Genomic DNA, 18,396 nt, shown 5'->3' with positions numbered 1-18,396 from the left:
GTTTTACGTAAATAGATAGATCTCCCAAAAATATTCAATACTTCAAGCAGATAAGACAAGATATTAGCAATAACTAATATTGGCGTGTTTTATGCTTCTCCCCTCTCAGGCCATCTGAGTATCAACCGGATAACCGGTTTAATGTAACAACCATAATAGAGCTCGGATGTTTTTTAATTTAGACCATCGTGGTCTGAAAAAGCACAGGGTGACATGAATGCCGAATAGTCGTAGAGGAGTACTCAAAGCGGGGCTAGCCTTAGGTATCGCGAGCGCAGTTGGCGGCGGAGCCTGGGAACTGAGCAAAGTAAAAACCAAAGCAAATATCATCATCAGTGGCGGTGGTGCCGCAGGCATCGGGATTGCGAATAAGCTGCTACACCATCTGAATGGGGCAAATATCACGGTGATCGACCCGCGAAATCACCATTGGTACCAACCTGGCCAAACCCTATTGCTGGCTGGTGCGTATAAAACCCGTGAGGATGTTATAAGCAGCAACCAACAATATCTGAGCAACGAGATAAACTGGCTTAGCGATGAGGTTGTAGAGTACCAACCTGATAGCAACCAGGTTAAGACACGCCAGGGACAAACCCTCAGCTATGACTACCTGATTGTCGCAACCGGCCTGGAACTCCGATACGACAAAATTGAAGGACTGGATACAACCCAGATCGGACAGGACAATATTGCCAGTATCTATTACAGCCCTGAGGCGGGTATCACTAGCCATAAACAAGCGCTAGCTTTTGCTCAAAGTAAGGGGGGGCAGGCACTCTTTACCCGCCCACAAGGAGCAATGAAATGCGCTGGCGCGCCGATGAAAGCAACTAACCTAGTTGAATTCTTTGTACGTCAGGCGGGAAACCGTGATGCCTTTAATTTTGAATACCTCACCTCTGAACCCTTCCTATTTTCAGTTCAGGCCTTTAATGAACGTCTCAAAGAGATCTGGCAGACCCGAAAGATCAACGCCAACTTCGAACATACCCTCATCGGCATCGATTCCGCTGCCAAAACCGCCACTTTCCGTAACTCGGAGGGCGAAAGCCGTTCGCTGGATTGGGAGTTTATCCATGTAGTTCCTCCCATGAGTGCAGTCAAGAGCCTTCGTGAATCCGAACTGGCTGATAACGTAAGATTTAAGGGGTATCTGGAAGTCGATAAACACAGCATGCAACACACCCGCTATCCAAATGTGTTTGGCGTTGGTGATACAGTTGGGACCCCTATCGGAAAAACAGCGGCCTCCGTCAAATCCCAAATCCCTGTTGTAGCAGAAAACATCCGCAGCCTCATCGAAGGCCGGGAGCCCACCGCCGCATGGGGAGGGTACACCTCCTGCCCAATGATTCTGGATGTTGGTCACGCCATGCTTTGGGAGTTCGATTACAGTATGCAACCGATGACAGCCCTACCCTTTGAGGTCGTTGATCCCCTTGCAGTCAGCGAACTAGCCTGGGTTATGGAGAAATCTCTCATCCGTCCGGTCTATGACATCATGCTTCATGGCTATACACCGGTCTAACGCTCCGTTCAAACCTGGCATGGTTTACCGCACTCCTTTTGCGGGGCCCGCCACAACAGCAAAATTTGTCATTAATAGTGACAATTATGACAAATATAAAGACGGATCGGTCTGAACCCCACCAGTTCGATCCAATTAACCTAATAAAAACATACAGTTAAAAACAAGAAGTTTTTGGCATAGCTCCTGCAATACTGCCTGTAGCTAATCGTCATTTATGGATCAGCCTTGTAAAGCTGAAGTTAAAGGTAAGCGATATGGTATCTGAAACTGTTGTGGAGCTATCGCGCTGGCAATTTGCATTAACCGCGATGTACCACTTTCTATTTGTCCCTCTCACTCTGGGACTCTCTTTCCTGCTGGCCATTATGGAATCGGTCTATGTGATGACCAATAAGCAGGTATACAAAGATATGACCCGATTCTGGGGTAAGCTCTTTGGTATTAATTTCGCTCTGGGTGTGACCACCGGTCTCACCATGGAGTTTCAATTTGGTACCAACTGGGCTTACTACTCACACTATGTCGGGGATATCTTTGGAGCACCGTTGGCGATCGAGGGGCTGATGGCATTCTTCCTGGAATCCACCTTTATCGGTCTGTTTTTCTTCGGTTGGGATCGTCTCTCTAAAGTTCAGCATCTTAGTGTGACCTGGTTGGTAGCAATCGGCTCCAACTTCTCAGCACTATGGATTCTGATCGCAAATGGCTGGATGCAGAACCCGGTCGGGGCATACTTTAATTTTGAGACAATGCGCATGGAGATGGACAGTTTTTCTGAAGTCATCTTCAATCCGGTTGCTCAGGTTAAATTTGTACATACCGTCTCTGCTGGCTATGTCACGGGGGCTATTTTTGTTCTGGCGATCAGTTCACTTTATCTACTGAAGAGGAAAGATATCGACTTTGCACGGCGTTCATTCGCCATCGCGTCAGCATTTGGTCTTGCCTCAGCACTGTCTGTCATCGTCCTTGGGGATGAGAGCGGTTATGAAGTCGGTGAAGTCCAGAAAGTTAAACTCGCAGCCATGGAAGCGGAGTGGGAAACCCACCCTGCACCAGCTCCCTTCACGCTGGTTGGATTACCCAATCAGGAAACGCATACCACTGATATGGCTATCAAGATCCCTTATGCTTTAGGCCTTATTGCTACCCGATCTCTGGATGAGGAGGTCATGGGGATTAATGATTTAGTCGACCGCGCTGAGCTCAGAATACGCAATGGCATCAAAGCATACGATCTGCTGATGAAACTGCGAAACGGTGAAGATACACCCGCCCATCGCAGCGAATTCCTCACCGTCAGCGATGATCTCGGCTACGGATTGCTGCTCAAACGTTTTACTCCAAATGTGGTCGATGCCACTGAGGAACAGATCAAAGCCGCGGCTCAGGATACGATTCCACAGGTAGCCCCTATGTTCTGGACCTTCCGTCTGATGGTAGCTTCAGGTTTTACCATGCTACTACTCTTTATACTGTCGTTCTATTACACCGCTAAACGTAAAGAGCATCAGACGCGCTGGTTACAGAAGTTTGCTCTGTTCTGCCTACCACTCCCATGGATTGCCTGCGAAACAGGTTGGTTTGTTGCTGAGTTTGGCCGCCAGCCCTGGGCCATTGGTGAGATTCTGCCAACTTATGTCGCGACTTCCAATCTGACAGAAACAGACCTCTGGCTCAGTATCACAGGATTTGTGAGCCTCTACACACTATTCCTGATTGTCGAAGTCTTTCTGATGGTGAAATACATCAGAAAAGGCCCCAGCGCACTGGCAACTGGCCGTTACGCAAATGAACAAGCAGAAGGAGCAGTACAACATGTTTGATTATGAATCGCTTCGTCTGATCTGGTGGCTACTGATCGGCGTTCTCCTGATCGGTTTTGCGATCACCGATGGGTTTGATATGGGCAGCGCAATGCTCCTGCCGTTGATTGGCAAAACTGACACCGAACGTCGTGTGATCATTAATACAATCGGCCCCCACTGGGATGGTAATCAGGTTTGGTTTATTACCGCTGGGGGGGCAATTTTTGCAGCCTGGCCGTTAGTTTATGCCACCGCCTTCTCCGGTTTTTACTGGGCGATGCTGCTGGTGTTGTTTGCGCTGTTTTTCCGCCCGATCGGCTTTGAATACCGCAGTAAGATGGATAATCCGCGCTGGCGCAAGAGCTGGGATCTGGGACTATGCCTGGGATCATTGATACCCGCGCTGGTCTTTGGAGTTGCTTTTGGCAATCTGTTTCTTGGCGTACCGTTCCAGTTTGACGAATTAACCCGACCGACCTACACAGGTTCATTCTTCGCGCTGCTAAACCCCTTCGCACTTATTTGCGGCCTCGTGAGCGTTGTAATGCTGGCTCAACATGGCGCTATCTGGCTGCAGATGCGAGCAGGAGGTGCCGTTGTTGCTCGGGCTCAGCATTATGCAAATCGTTTGGGATACCTGCTAAGTGTGTTAATGCTGGTGGCTGGGGCCATAATGGTTACCAGTATTGAGGGATACACGATCAGCTCTCCAATCCTCTCGGACGCCGGATCTAATCCATTGAGTAAAACCGTCATTAAAACGGCAGACTGGTTTGCTAATTATGATCACTATCCTCTGCTATGGGGACTAGCAGGTGTCTGCTTGATCCTCCCTCTATGCGTCAGCCTACTGGCCAAGATCAACCGTCCGGGTTGGGGATTCGTGGTCAGTTCACTGAGCATCAGCAGCATAATCCTACTGGCTGGCAGCACACTGTTTCCATTTGTGATGCCCTCATCAACGAGTCTGGCAAGTAGTTTGACTCTATGGGATGCCACCTCCAGTCAGTTGACCCTTGAGATCATGTTCTGGGTAGCGATGGTGTTCGTGCCCATTATTCTCTGCTACACCCTCTGGAGCTATTACAAAATGTGGCGCCGGGTTGAGCCAGAATTTATCGAACAGAACAGCGTGTCAAACTACTGAGGAGAGAGATATGTGGTATTTCGCTTGGATTCTTGGCGTCCTTCTCGCCTGTAGCTTTGGCATTATCAATGCCATGTGGTTGGAAAATCATTTCCAGAAGGAAGATGAAGACGAGGTTTAACAAGCGCAGTTTTGAGTTTCACCCACGCGCTCTTTAGGGGGAGGGTTACTCCCCCTCTTTTAATTTTCGATACAACGTTCGCAGGCTACAGCCTGCGATTTCCGCGACTCTGGTTTTATCCTGATAATGACTCAGCAACTGTTTAATATATACCCGCTCAAGGCTCTCAAGGCTATAACCTGCCTGAGCCAGAGACGTCAGCGCTTTATCTTCATCGGTTTGCGTTTGTCGGCAGATTGGGCTGAGATCCAGTGCACGTTGCATCACATCTGCGCTGATCTCAAGACCTTCACGCAACACAACTGCTCGCTCCAGAATATTCTTCAACTCCCGAATATTGCCACTAAAAGGCTGTTGCTCCAGCAGCCTCATAGCGGCTGGGGAGAGCGTCAGGGGAAGGGAAACTTCAATTCTCAAAAGAATACTTTTGACCAGCAGAGACAGATCCTCAATACGCTCTTTAAGAGATGGCAGTTGAATAGGAAAAGTGCTGATACGGTGGAACAGATCTTCTCGGAAAAGCTCCTTTTCAACCATCGCAGGCAGATCTTTATGGGTGGCACAGATCAATCGGAAATCGGCTTCAAAGGGCTGATTTTCACCAACCGGGCGAAATGTACGAGTTTCAATAAGGCGCAGCAGTTTAACCTGCAGATGCAGCGGGATATCTCCCACCTCATCCAGAAACAGCGTTCCACCACGTGCAGATTCGACCAACCCCTTACGATTACTGGAAGCACCGGTGAACGCTCCTTTCACATGTCCGAACAGCTCACTTTCAAACAATGTATCTGTCAGCCCGGAGCATTCGACAGTAACAAAGGGCTTGCGGGTTCTCGCACTGGCCGCATGCACGGCCTGCGCAGCCAGCTCTTTACCGCTGCCAGAAGGACCTGTCAGCAACACATTCGTCTCTGTCGCACCAACCCGCTGAATCAGATCCACCAATTGATTAAAGGCGGGGCTGCGACCGATCATCTTATTGGCGATCGGTTCAGCACTTACCTCACGAATCGGTTTCATCACCTCGATGAAAAAACGCCGTTGCAGCTGATCGGTGACCGGCGTTGTCTCTATACCCATATGTTCTTTGCCCTGAGCGGTATTATGGATATGCAACACACTGGAGGTAGTTCCACTCTGGTTGGCCGCCTGCATCGGGCAGGTTTCACCCTCCAGATCACAGGGTCGCTGATAACCATGGGAGAGTTCAAAGCACTTATTGAGTCCCGTCGCATGATGGCTACCAAAGCGATGTTCATACTGGCGATTCGCAGCAACAATATAGTAGTGCTCATCAATCAGTACTGCCGGATCTGCATAAGAATCCAGAATATTACTCATCGATTGCAACCAGTATTTATCCGTCATTCCGGCATAACTCCACACAAGCAGGGTAACAGTGACAATCATGACAAGTCCGTGTCACTCATACAACATAAGATACTCCTACATTAGATGAAACATAAATGAGAACCAGTACCGCAGCGAAAAGCCAGACGCTTTTACATCACCTTAGTCGGGAGGCCAAAGGAGAGAATCTTCTGGCGGTTATTCTAGGTTTGGTCCAAGTCAGTATGGTGATTCTATTTGCCTACCAAGTGAGCCAGATTCTGAACCAGGTGGTCTATGAGTCTTCATCCGAAAGAGCTGATGCAATCACCTGGTTCTGGCTTGCTCTGGCGCTGTTGATCCGGACTCTAGCAGCGAACTGGCAGAACCGTCTCGGTAATCGCGCCAGTATTAAGATTCGTCGACACTTGCGCAAAGAGGTTCTAACGCACTGTTTTCGGCTGAATGTTGCCCTGTTCCCGCAGTTTAACGTTGCTGAATTGAGCAACCTCCTAACCACCGAAATCAATAGCCTGCGCGAATACTTTGCCGACTTTGTACCTCAAAAGCAGCTTTCTGTATTGATGCCGATCACCGTTATTATTGCATCTGCTCAGATCAACTGGCTGGTGCCACTGATTTTGGCACTCACGGCCCCACTGATACCCCTCTTTATGATTCTTGCCGGTAGAGAGGCTGCAGTGGCCAGTCGTCAAAATCTCGAACAACTGAACCGCCTCGGTAACCTGTTGGCCGATCGTCTGAAAAACTTGCAGGCCATAAAGCTGGCAGGGTCGACTGAGATAGAGGCAGACTGTCTGGAGAAGCAATCAGACACTTACCGCCATTCAACAATGAAAGTACTTCGTATGGCCTTTCTATCCGGCACACTTCTGGAGTTTTTCAGCGCTATTAGCGTTGCTCTAGTAGCCGTTTATCTGGGCCTCTATTTTCTTGATAAATACGAAGTGGGCCACTGGGGTGGAGATCTTGATCTCGGTGATGGCGTATTCCTGCTAATGCTGGCACCGGAATTCTATCTTCCCCTGCGGCGGATGGGTTCACTCTATCATGCCAAAATTGACGCTATTAGCGTGGCTGAACATGTAGTTCGCCTGCAGGATCTGAGTCTGGACCTAACCGAAATGCCACATTCCAATGGCCCTGAACCACTTAAAAACCTGACACTAAACCACTTTCAGGCTGGAACAGAGAATGCCCTGCACCAATCGCTATCCATCTCTCTGAAACCAGGAGACCGTCTGTTACTTAACGGTCCATCCGGGTCTGGTAAAACCACCCTGCTGGATAGCCTGGCGGGACTTCGCCCCCTGTATTCTGGTCAGATGCTCCTCAATGGCTTTCCCCTTCTACCTCATCAAAACAAACAATGGTGGAGCACCCTGGGTTATATGGCGCAGAAACCGGAACTGTTTTATGCCAGCGTTCGTACTAACCTCTGTCTGGGGCAGAACTTTGACGACACGCAACTCTTTGCCGCACTCAGAGAAGCAAGAGCAGAAACACTAATCCAAACCCTGCCAGGAGGACTCGATTATGAGATCAGTGACAGTGGTGGTTACCTATCCGGCGGCCAGGCCCAACGCATCGCCCTAGCGCGGATTTTTCTACATCAGCCCTCTCTGCTGTTGCTGGATGAACCCACGGCCAATCTGGACCCGGAAACAGCGACTGAATTTATGCACCAACTAGAAGCATACTGTCAGAGCGGAGGGATACTGATTATGGCAAGCCATCGCCCGACTGACCGCTCCTTTTTCAACCATGAGTTGACGCTCAATCCGCAGGGGCGAGGCCAATGAGTTCTCTGCACAAACTCTACCTAAAACTGCTATTCCAAAATAAAGGTATGGTGCTGCTGGGAATACTATTGGCAGTGATCACTGCATTCTCCGGCATCGCCCTCCTGGCGGTCTCTGGTTGGTTTATCAGTGCAGCAGCTCTGGCGGGCCTGACTGCCGCTAGCGCTCATGCCTTCAATTTTTTTACACCCGGCGCTTTAGTTCGTGGTCTATCAATCTCTCGTACTACTGGCCGCTATGCTGAGCGGGTTGCCAGCCATGAAGCCACCTTACGCATTATCTCTACCCTGCGTAGCAATCTGTTCCGGATGCTAAGCCGCAGGAATTGGCAAGAGCAGCAACTAAACAGGCATGAATTCTCCAGTCGCCTGTTACAAGATATACAACATATCGAGCATATCTACCTGTTTGCGCTTGTACCTGCAATTGTCAGTCTATGTGTCGTCGCGGCCTATATGGTCACATTATGGATGGTCCTACCGGGCGCTCTGCCAATCATCCTGCCCCTACTCCTGTTAGTCACCGTTATCTTTCCGTGGCTATACAGTCTGCGCGTCCAACAGCCCGAACAGAAACAGCATAAGATTGAGAGCCTACTCTGGCTGCAGTGCAGCGCCACCTTTAGCTGTATTCGAACGCTGACTCTATCCAGACGACTACCGGAGCACCGCCAAACATTATTACAGATCGCCACTTCTGCGGACGAAGCTGAATATATTGCAGTAAAGCGCCAACAACAGGTGTTACTTCTTACACAACTGGTGCTTGGGTTGATGAGCCTGGGTACACTTTGGCTGGCCATAGCATCCTACTCCCAGGAACTACTCACCGGGGCGGAGGTGTTTATGTTGCTTTTGTTGACTCTGGGTACTGCCGATGTACTGATCAACAGCTGTCCGGCGATGGCCAACTTAGCTCTGGGCATAGCAGCACTCGAACGTTTGGAAAGCTGTTTCCAGGAGATTATCCCTGTGGATAAACGGATTTTTTCACAGGATATTTCTGGCGGAGAGATCACTCTTCAGATCCGTGACCTCTCTTATACTTATCCACAACAGGAAAAACCCACTCTGGTACAGTTCAACTTTGAGCATCACGGAGGCGGATGGTTCTGGTTGCAAGCTCCGAGTGGCGTGGGCAAATCAACCCTGCTTCACCTTATCTGTGGTGAGCTTCAGCCGCAGATGGGGCAAATTCAGTGTCAAAATCTCGTGCCATCGCAGATCGGCTTGCAGCCACAGCGGATCGATATCTTACGCGCCAGTTTACGTGATAACCTCAGCCTTCATAACCCTTTGACCGACCAACAGATCTGGCAGGCTCTCACACTGGTTGAACTAAGTGAGTGGGCCAATAATCTTCCTCAAAAGTTAGAGACATGGCTCGGTGATGGTGAGTGGCAACCCTCGGGGGGAGAGGCAAAACGCCTTGGGCTGGCCCGTCTGATTCTACAGGATCCACAATTGATCCTGCTCGATGAACCCAGCGCGGGGCTGGACAGTGATCTCACACAAAAGATTTTCACCCGTCTGGCCCGTTATTGGCAGGACCGGCTGGTGATCTGCAGCAGCCATGATCTGCAGTTTCGAAAAGAGGGGCAGCCTCTACTCACCCTCAAGACAGAAACTGATCATCTAGATTAACTGCTGTCTGTAATGCAACCATAACCAAACTGTAAACCCTCTGTTTTGTAACTGACATATGACGTCTGAATACTGTTGATCCTTCACGTAAAACTCACGCAACTGTATTTCAAACGATAACACCCTTTCAGGGGAGAAGAGGATTGTCAGGCATGATCAAAAAACAGATGGTTAAATGCATTTCCCTGGCCATGATGGTAGCAGCAAGCGGTACTGCTTTGGCTGAGAAGTCCAGTAACACCGGCCCCTTCGCATTCTCACCGATCAGTGGATCCGCATATGATGCCACGCATGACCAGAACGCACCCTGGTTGATCCCGAACGGTTTTGAGCAATACCTGGTGTCGGGAGAGAAAAGCGATATGTGGGGCGGTACCGGCCTCAATATCTACGCCGACGGTCACGATGACTGGCATGATATGAATACCGTCAACGAAAACGGCCCGCACGCAGGACGTTTCCTTTTTCGTACTCACGAAGTACGTAACAAACCTGAAGGGGGTGCAGTTTCCATGGTTGATCTGAAGACAGGTCAACATATCAAACTCCTGCAGGTCGCCGATGATCCTGAAACAGAAAACTACGATGGCTATAACGCATTGGATGGTATCCGCTGGACACCTTGGGGCAGCATGCTATTTGCTGAAGAAACCACGGGTGGTCGCCTGTTTGAAGTCATGTTTGAGTACGATGAGAACAACCTGCCAACTCAGGCAAAAGTGTTTGATCGCCCCGCTGTAGGTCGTCTGGCACACGAAGGCATCGACATCGATTCTCAGGGTAATATCTATGTTGTTGATGAGTTCCGTGGCCAGCGAGATGGCGAAGGGGGCGGGATCTATAAGTTCGTACCCAGAACATTTGGAGATCTGAGCCAGGGCGAGCTATATGTTCTCAAGGTTGATACAAACGATGCAGAGGCGTTGGGTCAGGCGGAGTGGGTCGGTCCTATCGATCCCGCAACAGCACGTCAGTCAGGCACAGCTGCCGGTGGTGCAAAATATAACCGTCCCGAAGATCTGGAAATTATTGGTGAAACCCTATATGTGGCTATCACAGAGGGTACCTATGCGGCAGGATCACAAAATTATGATGGCCGAGTGATCTCCGTAGATCTGGAAAGCCTGCAGGTTAAAAACTTCGTCATGCCAGGCATCAACGTACCTGTTGAGCAGGAGAACCTGAAGATCTCCGGGCTGGATAATCCGGATAATCTGGGTGAAACCCCTGACGGCAAACTGATCATCATTGAAGATAACAAACCATCAGATATCTGGATCGCCGGTAAAGACCACAACGGTGATGGCTATGCTGATACAGTCGAGCTGTTTGCCTCTCTGACCGACCCCAAGGCGGAGGGCACAGGAATTTACTTCGGCAAAGACCCTCATACCCTGTTTGTGAATATCCAACACTCAGTGAATGAGGATGGTGATGGTACCTGGGCCATCCGCAAACTGCAGAACAAGAAACGGAAGTAACGAGAGTCGGACCTGCCATCCGCTGGCAGGTCCGTTTTATTTTCCTGCTAACCCTTCGTCCACCTCCACCGGTTCGTTATACTCAGTTGAGTATCGATAACAGCCAACGAATAGGGACGACATGCTACATCGCATCTGGCTCAGCTTTTTCCTGGTCGCTTTTGCGGCGGGGCTCTATCAATGGCTATGGCTGGATGACGCCGCAATATTTCAACGGATGGTGCAATCCACATTCGATATGTCCAAACTTTCAGTCGAGCTTGCAATCGGACTGATCGGGACTCTGGCGTTCTGGCTGGGGATGATGAAACTGGCAGAGAGTTCGGGGCTTGTGGATAAGTTTGCCCGTGGCATCAGCCCTCTCTTTACCCGACTGATGCCCGAAGTGCCAAAAGGTCATCCCGCGATGGGTTCCATGACGATGAACCTATCAGCCAATGTGCTGGGGTTGGATAATGCGGCCACCCCCCTCGGGTTAAAAGCGATGCAGGATCTGCAAAGCCTCAATCCGCAGAAGGATACGGCGAGTAATGCTCAGATTCTGTTTCTGGTGCTCAACACCTCCTCTGTTACCCTGTTCCCGATCACCGTCTTTCTTTACAGAGCGCAACAGGGTGCCAGTGATCCAACATCGGTCTTTATCCCGATTCTAATCGCCACCTGTTGCTCCACTCTCGTTGGACTGCTGGCGGTCAGCTTTGTACAGAAGATCCGCCTTTGGGAGCGGGTCACTCTGCTCTATCTGGGCGGCTTTGTTGCATTTTTACTCGCCTTCATCGGTTATTTCACCACCCTGACAATCGATGAGCTGCAGCGACAATCCTCTCTGGTGGGAAACCTGATGATCTTCAGCGCAATTATCGGCTTTCTCGCTGTAGCCCACCTCAAGGGGATCAATATCTACGAAACCTTTATCGAGGGAGCTCGTGAGGGGTTTGATGTCGCCATCAAAATTATTCCCTATCTGCTGGCGATGCTGGTGGCGATCGGTGTGCTCAGAGCCAGCGGTGCACTGGAGGGGTTTATCTGGCTACTCAAAGAGCTTATCGGCTCACTGGGAGCGGATACCCGTTTTGCAGATGCCCTCCCCACCGCCATTATGAAGCCGTTCTCCGGTTCAGGAGCAAGAGCGATGATGCTGGAAACCATGAGCAGTCATGGAGTTGATTCCTTTGCGGCATATCTGGCATCGGTCATACAGGGTTCAACTGAAACGACATTCTATGTACTGGCTGTCTATTTCGGTTCGGTAGGGATACGTCACACACGCCATGCTATCGCCTGCGGACTCACCGCAGACCTGGCGGGTATCATTGCGGCGATCACTGTGGGGTATTGGTTCTTTGGTTAAGGGCAAGCAGGATCAGAAAGACACGCCATCAGCTAGTACAACCGGCAGATTCAGCGTATCAATGCCATCCACACAGCCCAGATTAACCCGATAGAAACCGGGTTTCCTGCGCGTCTGGTGGAACGTATAGATGCCACAGGTTTTGCAGAAATGATGTGCCGCAACATGGGTCGCAAACTGATAGCTCGCTACCACACCCTCTTCTGCTTCGATCTGGAGTGCTTCGGGACTGATAAAGAAATTACTCATCAGCGCCCCTTTCTTCAGACAGATTGAACAGTTACAGCGCAAACCATCAACGATCTCAGGCCCGGTAAACCTGAAACTGACCGCCCCGCAATGGCAACGTCCGGTATAGTCCATTTCCACTCCTCTGTATTCTTAATCAAAAGCTGCCAGATCTCTGATATGACCGTGGCCATCGATAGCAACCTGTACACATTCGGTCTCAGTGACTTTACGTAGCTCAGTCCCATCTGGGCAACAGCCCCAAGCTTCGACCTGGATCCGTAATGAACTTCTCCCTGACTCGACCAGACGGGTATAGAAGGACATCACAGTTCCCTCTCTTACAGGCGACATAAACTCCATCTGCCCAATAGAGACGGTAGACACCCTTCCCTGAGAAAGTCGGGCTGCGAAAAGCTCCGCTGCCTGAACCATTTTAGAGGAGACCCACCCACCAAAAACATCGCCAAACATATTGGTTGCCTCGCCCGCGGCAGGCAACAACAGGCTTAATTCACCTTCAGGTTGAAGGCTTTCTGCTTTATCGATACTCATCATCTGTACTACCTTAACGAGATTGAGTGCACTTACAGCTTAATTATCGTTCAAAGAACGACCAAACAGCAGCACTCTCTCACTGTTTTCTAATTATTTTCATTCGCAGACTATACCAAAGTAGAAGCTGAGCAAACCATCCACCCAAAAATATAGCGTGATCGAAAAAAGACACTGACTGTCATAGTTTTGTCATTAAAGCTGCCTATAGTTCTCCACCATTGAAACTCACAAAATGATTAAGTCTCTCTGGAGCTCTACATGAAACCAATGAAAAAGTTGTTTGCTGCTGTTGCTATCTCTGCAACTTGCGTAGCTGCAAATGCATCTGACCTACTGGACAAAAACCTGCCTGAATACACTAAGGCTTCTGGCGTATCTGGTAACCTATCTTCTGTTGGTTCAGACACTCTGGCTAACCTGATGACGCTTTGGGCTGAAGAGTTCAAGCGTAGCTACCCAAACGTTAATATCCAGATTCAGGCTGCCGGTTCTTCAACTGCGCCACCCGCACTGACTGAAGGTACGTCAAACATTGGCCCAATGTCTCGCAAGATGAAAGACAAAGAGCTGGAAGCTTTCGAGAAGAAATTCGGCTACAAGCCAACCCCTGTTGCTGTTGCTATCGACGCGCTGGCTGTTTTCGCACACAAAGATAACCCAGTTAAAGGCCTGACAATCGCTCAGGTTGATTCGATCTTCTCTTCTACTCGTAAGTGTGGCGCTGCTGCAGACGCTAAAACTTGGGGTGATGTAGGTGTAACGGGTTCTCTGGCAGACAAGAGCATTCAGCTGTTCGGCCGTAACTCTGTATCCGGCACTTACGGTTACTTCAAGAAGAAAGGCCTGTGTAAAGGCGATTTCAAAAACAACGTTAACGAACAGCCTGGTTCTGCGTCTGTAGTACAGTCTGTTTCTACTTCACTCAACGCTATCGGTTACTCCGGTATCGGTTACAAGACAGCTTCCGTTCGCGCACTGCCTCTGACTAAGAAAGAAGGTACTGCATTCGTTGAAGCTACACCTGAAAACGCTCTGAACGGCAAGTACCCACTGGCGCGCTCTCTGTACGTATACGTAAACAAAAAGCCAGGTCAGCCTCTAGCGCCTCTTGAGCGTGAGTTCCTGAAAATGGTGATGTCCAAAATCGGTCAGGAAGTCGTAGTTAAAGATGGCTACATCCCGCTTCCAGCAGCGATTGTTAAAAAGCAGATGGCAGCCTTGGGTATGTAATCCCCCCTGCCGATGCTTGACCCAGATAAGGGGGCCAGAAATGGCCCCCTTATTTCGTTTATGACACCCCCTGTAATATTGGTGTAACAAACTTTTAATATTGTACGCGCCGTAAATTAAGTTAACCTCAGGACCGTTGTGCCATGAGTACAAATAATACAGCTTCCACCGAACTGGATTTCAATACGCCAGCGGCTAAGCGACACAGAAATATACGCGCCCTTAAGGATAAGGTTGCCTCTACAGGCATCGCCTTTGGTGGTATCAGCGTTATCGTTGCGATTCTGTTGATCTTCTTTTATCTGCTTTATGAAGTGGCTCCACTGTTTCAGTCCGCATCGATTGAACGCTGGACAGAAAATGATGAACAGGTAGCCCCTTATACTGCCCCTGGTGCGGGAAAGACCCTCTATCTGACGATGGAAGAGCAGGCAGAGATCGGCTTCCGTGTTACAGATGCGGGTGAGATGGTTTTCTTCAACACCCGTAATGGCGATGTCATCCTGCAGAAGATGGCGGAAATACCAGAGGGTGCTACAGTCACCAGTTTTGCTCTGGCATCTGAATACAGCGGTATCTTTGCTCTGGGGTTCAGTAACGGCCAGGTTCAGGTGTTCAAGCACAAATACAGATCAACCTATCCTAATGGCGTGCGCGTCATCACCCCTTTTCTGGAGTACCCTCTGGGTACAGAGCCTTTCCAGCTCAGCGAAGAGGCTGTTGAAGTTCTGGCGTTGAACGGATCTGAAGAGGAGTGGACCCTGATCGGCGGCCAGCACTCCAAACTAACGGCGACTGATATCAGCTTGAGTGAGAATCTCATCACTGAAGAGATCGAAGCTGATACCAGCGCTTATGCACTGCCGGATATGAATATCCCCGCCAATAAGCTGCTATTGATGCCTGACCGCCGCTGGATGATGATCTCCGGTGAGGGCAGCAAACTCGGCATTGTTGATATGAAAGCGGCCGGTGGTCCTAAAGTCTCCCAGTTGATCGAAGCTACCTCCGGCAATATCACTTCGTTTGAACTTCTGTTGGGTGGGAACTCCCTGCTGATCTCCGATGACAAAGGCCGTACTTCACAGTGGTTTCTGGTACGCAACGCGGATAATGAGTGGGTCATGACCCAGGTCCGCAGCTTTGAAAATGGAAATTCTCCTATCGACTTTATCTCGATTGAGCATCGCCGTAAGGGGTTTGTCACTGTATCTGAGACCGGTAACCTCTCCTTCTACAACACCACAGCGGAACGCAACTCTCTGAGTGCAGCCGTGGCGAAGGGCAATGTCGAGATGATTGCGCTCTCTCCCCGTTCTAATGCGCTGTTGGTGGAGCAGGATGGCAAGCTGATGCTGTGGGCGATCCACAATGAGCATCCCGAGATATCCTGGAGTGCGCTCTGGGAAAAGGTCTGGTATGAAGGTTATGAGGAGCCGGAATTTACCTGGCAGTCCTCCGCATCCACCAACGACTTTGAACCAAAATACAGCCTGATGCCGTTGGCATTTGGTACGTTGAAAGCAGCCTTTTACGCGATGCTACTGGGTACCCCACTGGCGATCTGCGGTGCAATCTACACCGCCTACTTCATGGTTCCGGCGATGCGCCGTAAGGTGAAACCTTTCATCGAACTGATGGAAGCGCTACCAACGGTGATTCTGGGTTTCCTTGCAGGTCTGTGGCTGGCTCCATTTATGGAGGTCAACCTGGCCGGTATCTTTATCACCTTGCTGTTCCTGCCAGCAGCCATTATCGGTTTCGCTTATGCCTGGTCCTGTGCGCCCAAAGCGGTGCGCTATCTGATTCCCGATGGCTGGGATGCAGCCCTGCTGGTCCCCGTTATCATTCTGGCAACCATGTTCAGTTTCTGGGTCGCTCCCGGAATTGAAGAGATGCTGTTTGGAACAGAGATGCGCTATTGGGTGAGTCAGGAGCTTGGTATCCCATACGATCAGCGTAACGCGCTGGTGGTGGGTATCGCCATGGGTTTTGCGGTTATCCCAACCATTTTTTCCATTACCGAAGATGCGATATTCGCCGTCCCTAAGCACCTTTCCTACGGTTCACTGGCACTGGGCGCAACACCCTGGCAAACCCTTGTCCGGGTGGTCATGCCAACAGCAAGTCCGGGTATCTTCTCTGCCGTGATGATCGGTATGGGCCGTGCTGTAGGTGAAACAATGATTGTACTGATGGCGACCGGTAACACACCGATCATGGATGTAAATATCTTTGAGGGGATGCGTACGCTCGCGGCTAACATCGCTGTGGAGATGCCTGAATCTGAGGTAGGCAGCACCCACTTCCGTATTCTCTTCCTGGCAGCCTTCGTACTGTTCCTGTTCACCTTTATGGTGAACACGCTGGCGGAGCTGGTTCGCCAGCGCCTGCGTAAGAAATATGGCTCCCTGTAACCGTGCGTATTGAGGATAAATAAATGCGACAGTCTTTTTCTGAATGGACAAAATCCGGCGCACCCTGGGTATGGTTAAATGCCGGTGCCGTTGCGATCTGCCTTATCATGGTCGTCGGCCTGCTAAGCCTTATCGCAGTGCGCGGTCTGGGCCATTTCTGGCCTGCGGATATCGTCCAGACAACCTATGTTGATAACGGTCACTCCACCCGCCTGATCGGCGAGCGAGTCCAGACCCAGGACGTTCCTGTTGAACAGCTCTCCGATAGCGGCATCAAGGTCACCGAAGGCGTTGAAACGATGCAGCGTACTCTGATGAAAGTCGGTAACCGCGATCACGGTGGTACTGACTTTATCTGGGTGCTGGATGCCTTTATGCAGGACAGCTCGAAACCTGACATGCTGTTTGCGGCGGAGCGCCGTGAATGGGGTAATTTCTATGGCTACCTTCGCAGTATCAAAGAGGATGGCAAAGAGGTTGCTGCGCATCAGGGTTACGATAGATCCGCTGAGTATGAAGCACTGTGGAATCAGTTTCAGCAGCGTATCGAGCGTGCTCTGAACATTCATGATCAGATCAAAGATATTGAGAAAGGCCAGATCGGCTCAATCAATTACGAACTGGAACGCCTGCGTCTTAAAGAACGCTCACTACAGTTAAAAGAGGTAACCGACAGCGCTCGTTATCAGGCAATTGATGACCGTCGTGCAGAACTGAATGCGGAGTATGAAAGTCTGCAGGGTACGCTGCTGGATCTTTATACTGCTTTCAACCGTGACAGCATCACTGCTGAGATCTCCAGCGGCAAGATCGTTGAGTTTAAAGTGGCCTCTGTCGTACGTGCATTTCTACCTAATGAGATGGGCATTGGCGGAAAAATCGGCCATTACTTCGCGAAAATCTGGGAGTTCCTGAGCGACGATCCCCGCGAAGCTAACACTGAAGGGGGTATCTTCCCAGCGATCTACGGCACGGTACTGATGGTGATCATCATGTCGGTACTGGTCACTCCATTCGGCGTGGTCGCAGCGGTTTATCTGCGGGAGTATGCTAAACAGGGTTTCATCACGCGAGTGATCCGTATCGCAGTAAACAATCTGGCGGGCGTGCCCTCCATTGTTTACGGTGTCTTCGGTCTCGGCTTCTTTGTTTATTTCCTCGGTGGACATGTTGATGACCTGTTCTTCCCGGAAGCGAAGCCCGCTCCAACCTTTGGTACCCCAGGTCTAATGTGGGCATCCATTACCCTGGCACTGCTCACTGTACCGGTTGTTATTGTGGCAACTGAGGAGGGGCTGACCCGTATCCCCCGAGCGATCCGTGAAGGCTCTCTGGCACTGGGTGCAACCAAGTTTGAAACACTGATCAAGATCGTCATTCCGATGGCAAGCCCGGCGATTATGACCGGTGTTATCCTGGCGATCGCGCGGGCTGCCGGTGAGGTAGCTCCCCTGATGCTGGTGGGTGTGGTGAAACTTGCGCCAAGTTTGCCACTGGATGGGAACTACCCATTCCTGCATCTGGACCAGAAATTTATGCACCTGGGCTTCCATATCTATGATGTGGGTTTCCAAAGCCCGAATGTTGAGGCGGCTCGTCCGCTGGTATACGCAACAGCGCTTCTGCTGGTGGCGGTAATCGCAGCGCTGAACCTTTCAGCGATCCAGATTCGAAACCACCTGCGTGAAAAATACAAAGCGCTTGAAATGTAACTGACGGACTG

The 18,396-nt window shown here is 50.3% G+C and carries 14 protein-coding genes; 11 read left to right on the top strand and 3 right to left on the bottom strand.

Annotation, left to right across the window (positions count from 1 at the left end):
* Nucleotides 1-217: 217 nt before the first annotated feature.
* The 4 genes from Q0882_RS12995 (at nt 218) to cydX (ending at nt 4,610) form a co-directional block, all read left to right on the top strand.
* Entirely contained in the window at nt 218-1,531 is a 1,314-nt protein-coding gene (locus Q0882_RS12995) for an FAD-dependent oxidoreductase (protein ID WP_299182453.1), read from the top strand.
* Between the two features lie 257 nt (nt 1,532-1,788).
* Complete coding sequence (locus Q0882_RS12990) at nt 1,789-3,360, top strand: cytochrome ubiquinol oxidase subunit I (RefSeq protein WP_299182450.1); 1,572 nt, start codon at nt 1,789-1,791, stop codon at nt 3,358-3,360.
* On the top strand, nt 3,353-4,489 hold the full coding sequence (cydB, locus tag Q0882_RS12985) for a cytochrome d ubiquinol oxidase subunit II (RefSeq protein WP_299182448.1): 1,137 nt from the start codon (nt 3,353-3,355) through the stop codon (nt 4,487-4,489). The genes Q0882_RS12990 and cydB overlap by 8 nt, the downstream gene beginning before the upstream one ends.
* 10 nt (nt 4,490-4,499) lie before the next feature.
* The gene (gene cydX, locus Q0882_RS12980) at nt 4,500-4,610 is read left to right on the top strand and encodes a cytochrome bd-I oxidase subunit CydX (protein ID WP_299182445.1); all 111 of its coding nucleotides are present in this window, start codon (nt 4,500-4,502) and stop codon (nt 4,608-4,610) included.
* A gap of 45 nt (nt 4,611-4,655) precedes the next feature.
* On the opposite strand, the gene Q0882_RS12975 is transcribed toward cydX, so the two are convergent.
* Nucleotides 4,656-6,023, bottom strand: coding sequence for a sigma-54-dependent Fis family transcriptional regulator (locus tag Q0882_RS12975; protein ID WP_299182442.1), 1,368 nt, complete (start codon nt 6,021-6,023; stop codon nt 4,656-4,658).
* A gap of 56 nt (nt 6,024-6,079) precedes the next feature.
* Here Q0882_RS12975 and cydD point away from each other — a divergent pair, with 56 nt between their 5' ends.
* From cydD to Q0882_RS12955, 4 genes are all read left to right on the top strand, one after another.
* A complete protein-coding gene (cydD, locus tag Q0882_RS12970) occupies nt 6,080-7,765 on the top strand; it encodes a thiol reductant ABC exporter subunit CydD (protein ID WP_299182441.1) in 1,686 nt (561 codons plus the stop codon).
* Nucleotides 7,762-9,408: an amino acid ABC transporter ATP-binding/permease protein gene (locus tag Q0882_RS12965; RefSeq protein WP_299182439.1), complete on the top strand. Its 1,647-nt coding sequence runs from the start codon at nt 7,762-7,764 to the stop codon at nt 9,406-9,408. The genes cydD and Q0882_RS12965 overlap by 4 nt, the downstream gene beginning before the upstream one ends.
* A gap of 152 nt (nt 9,409-9,560) precedes the next feature.
* The gene (locus Q0882_RS12960; RefSeq protein ID WP_299182436.1) at nt 9,561-10,889 is read left to right on the top strand and encodes an alkaline phosphatase PhoX; all 1,329 of its coding nucleotides are present in this window, start codon (nt 9,561-9,563) and stop codon (nt 10,887-10,889) included.
* 121 nt (nt 10,890-11,010) lie between these two features.
* Entirely contained in the window at nt 11,011-12,240 is a 1,230-nt protein-coding gene (locus Q0882_RS12955) for a nucleoside recognition domain-containing protein (protein WP_299182433.1), read from the top strand.
* 12 nt (nt 12,241-12,252) lie between these two features.
* On the opposite strand, the gene Q0882_RS12950 is transcribed toward Q0882_RS12955, so the two are convergent.
* Both Q0882_RS12950 and Q0882_RS12945 read right to left on the bottom strand, forming a co-directional pair.
* Complete coding sequence (locus tag Q0882_RS12950; RefSeq protein ID WP_299182431.1) at nt 12,253-12,603, bottom strand: GFA family protein; 351 nt, start codon at nt 12,601-12,603, stop codon at nt 12,253-12,255.
* Nucleotides 12,604-12,621: 18 nt separating this feature from the next.
* Nucleotides 12,622-13,026 (bottom strand): hotdog domain-containing protein, encoded by a 405-nt coding sequence (locus tag Q0882_RS12945; RefSeq protein WP_299182428.1) that lies wholly within the window; start codon nt 13,024-13,026, stop codon nt 12,622-12,624.
* 258 nt (nt 13,027-13,284) lie between these two features.
* Between Q0882_RS12945 and Q0882_RS12940 the strand changes: the two genes are divergently transcribed.
* From Q0882_RS12940 to pstA, 3 genes are all read left to right on the top strand, one after another.
* Entirely contained in the window at nt 13,285-14,256 is a 972-nt protein-coding gene (locus tag Q0882_RS12940; RefSeq protein WP_299182425.1) for a phosphate ABC transporter substrate-binding protein PstS family protein, read from the top strand.
* Between the two features lie 143 nt (nt 14,257-14,399).
* Nucleotides 14,400-16,673, top strand: coding sequence for an ABC transporter permease subunit (locus tag Q0882_RS12935; RefSeq protein WP_299182422.1), 2,274 nt, complete (start codon nt 14,400-14,402; stop codon nt 16,671-16,673).
* A gap of 23 nt (nt 16,674-16,696) precedes the next feature.
* Nucleotides 16,697-18,385 (top strand): phosphate ABC transporter permease PstA, encoded by a 1,689-nt coding sequence (gene pstA / locus Q0882_RS12930; protein WP_299182419.1) that lies wholly within the window; start codon nt 16,697-16,699, stop codon nt 18,383-18,385.
* The last annotated feature ends 11 nt before the right edge of the window (nt 18,386-18,396 follow it).

This window comes from uncultured Neptuniibacter sp., from assembly GCF_947498015.1.
Lineage (GTDB): Bacteria > Pseudomonadota > Gammaproteobacteria > Pseudomonadales > Balneatricaceae > Neptuniibacter.
Note: the sequence above shows the minus strand (reverse complement) of the source record. Positions and strands in the feature narration are given on the sequence as shown.

Coding starts and splice junctions, on each gene's coding strand:
- Q0882_RS12995 (WP_299182453.1), top strand. CDS start 218: ATGCCGAATAGTCGTAGAGGAGTACTCAAAGCGGGGCTAGCCTTAGGT.
- Q0882_RS12990 (WP_299182450.1), top strand. CDS start 1,789: ATGGTATCTGAAACTGTTGTGGAGCTATCGCGCTGGCAATTTGCATTA.
- cydB (WP_299182448.1), top strand. CDS start 3,353: ATGTTTGATTATGAATCGCTTCGTCTGATCTGGTGGCTACTGATCGGC.
- cydX (WP_299182445.1), top strand. CDS start 4,500: ATGTGGTATTTCGCTTGGATTCTTGGCGTCCTTCTCGCCTGTAGCTTT.
- Q0882_RS12975 (WP_299182442.1), bottom strand. CDS start 6,023: ATGATTGTCACTGTTACCCTGCTTGTGTGGAGTTATGCCGGAATGACG.
- cydD (WP_299182441.1), top strand. CDS start 6,080: ATGAGAACCAGTACCGCAGCGAAAAGCCAGACGCTTTTACATCACCTT.
- Q0882_RS12965 (WP_299182439.1), top strand. CDS start 7,762: ATGAGTTCTCTGCACAAACTCTACCTAAAACTGCTATTCCAAAATAAA.
- Q0882_RS12960 (WP_299182436.1), top strand. CDS start 9,561: ATGATCAAAAAACAGATGGTTAAATGCATTTCCCTGGCCATGATGGTA.
- Q0882_RS12955 (WP_299182433.1), top strand. CDS start 11,011: ATGCTACATCGCATCTGGCTCAGCTTTTTCCTGGTCGCTTTTGCGGCG.
- Q0882_RS12950 (WP_299182431.1), bottom strand. CDS start 12,603: ATGGACTATACCGGACGTTGCCATTGCGGGGCGGTCAGTTTCAGGTTT.
- Q0882_RS12945 (WP_299182428.1), bottom strand. CDS start 13,026: ATGATGAGTATCGATAAAGCAGAAAGCCTTCAACCTGAAGGTGAATTA.
- Q0882_RS12940 (WP_299182425.1), top strand. CDS start 13,285: ATGAAACCAATGAAAAAGTTGTTTGCTGCTGTTGCTATCTCTGCAACT.
- Q0882_RS12935 (WP_299182422.1), top strand. CDS start 14,400: ATGAGTACAAATAATACAGCTTCCACCGAACTGGATTTCAATACGCCA.
- pstA (WP_299182419.1), top strand. CDS start 16,697: ATGCGACAGTCTTTTTCTGAATGGACAAAATCCGGCGCACCCTGGGTA.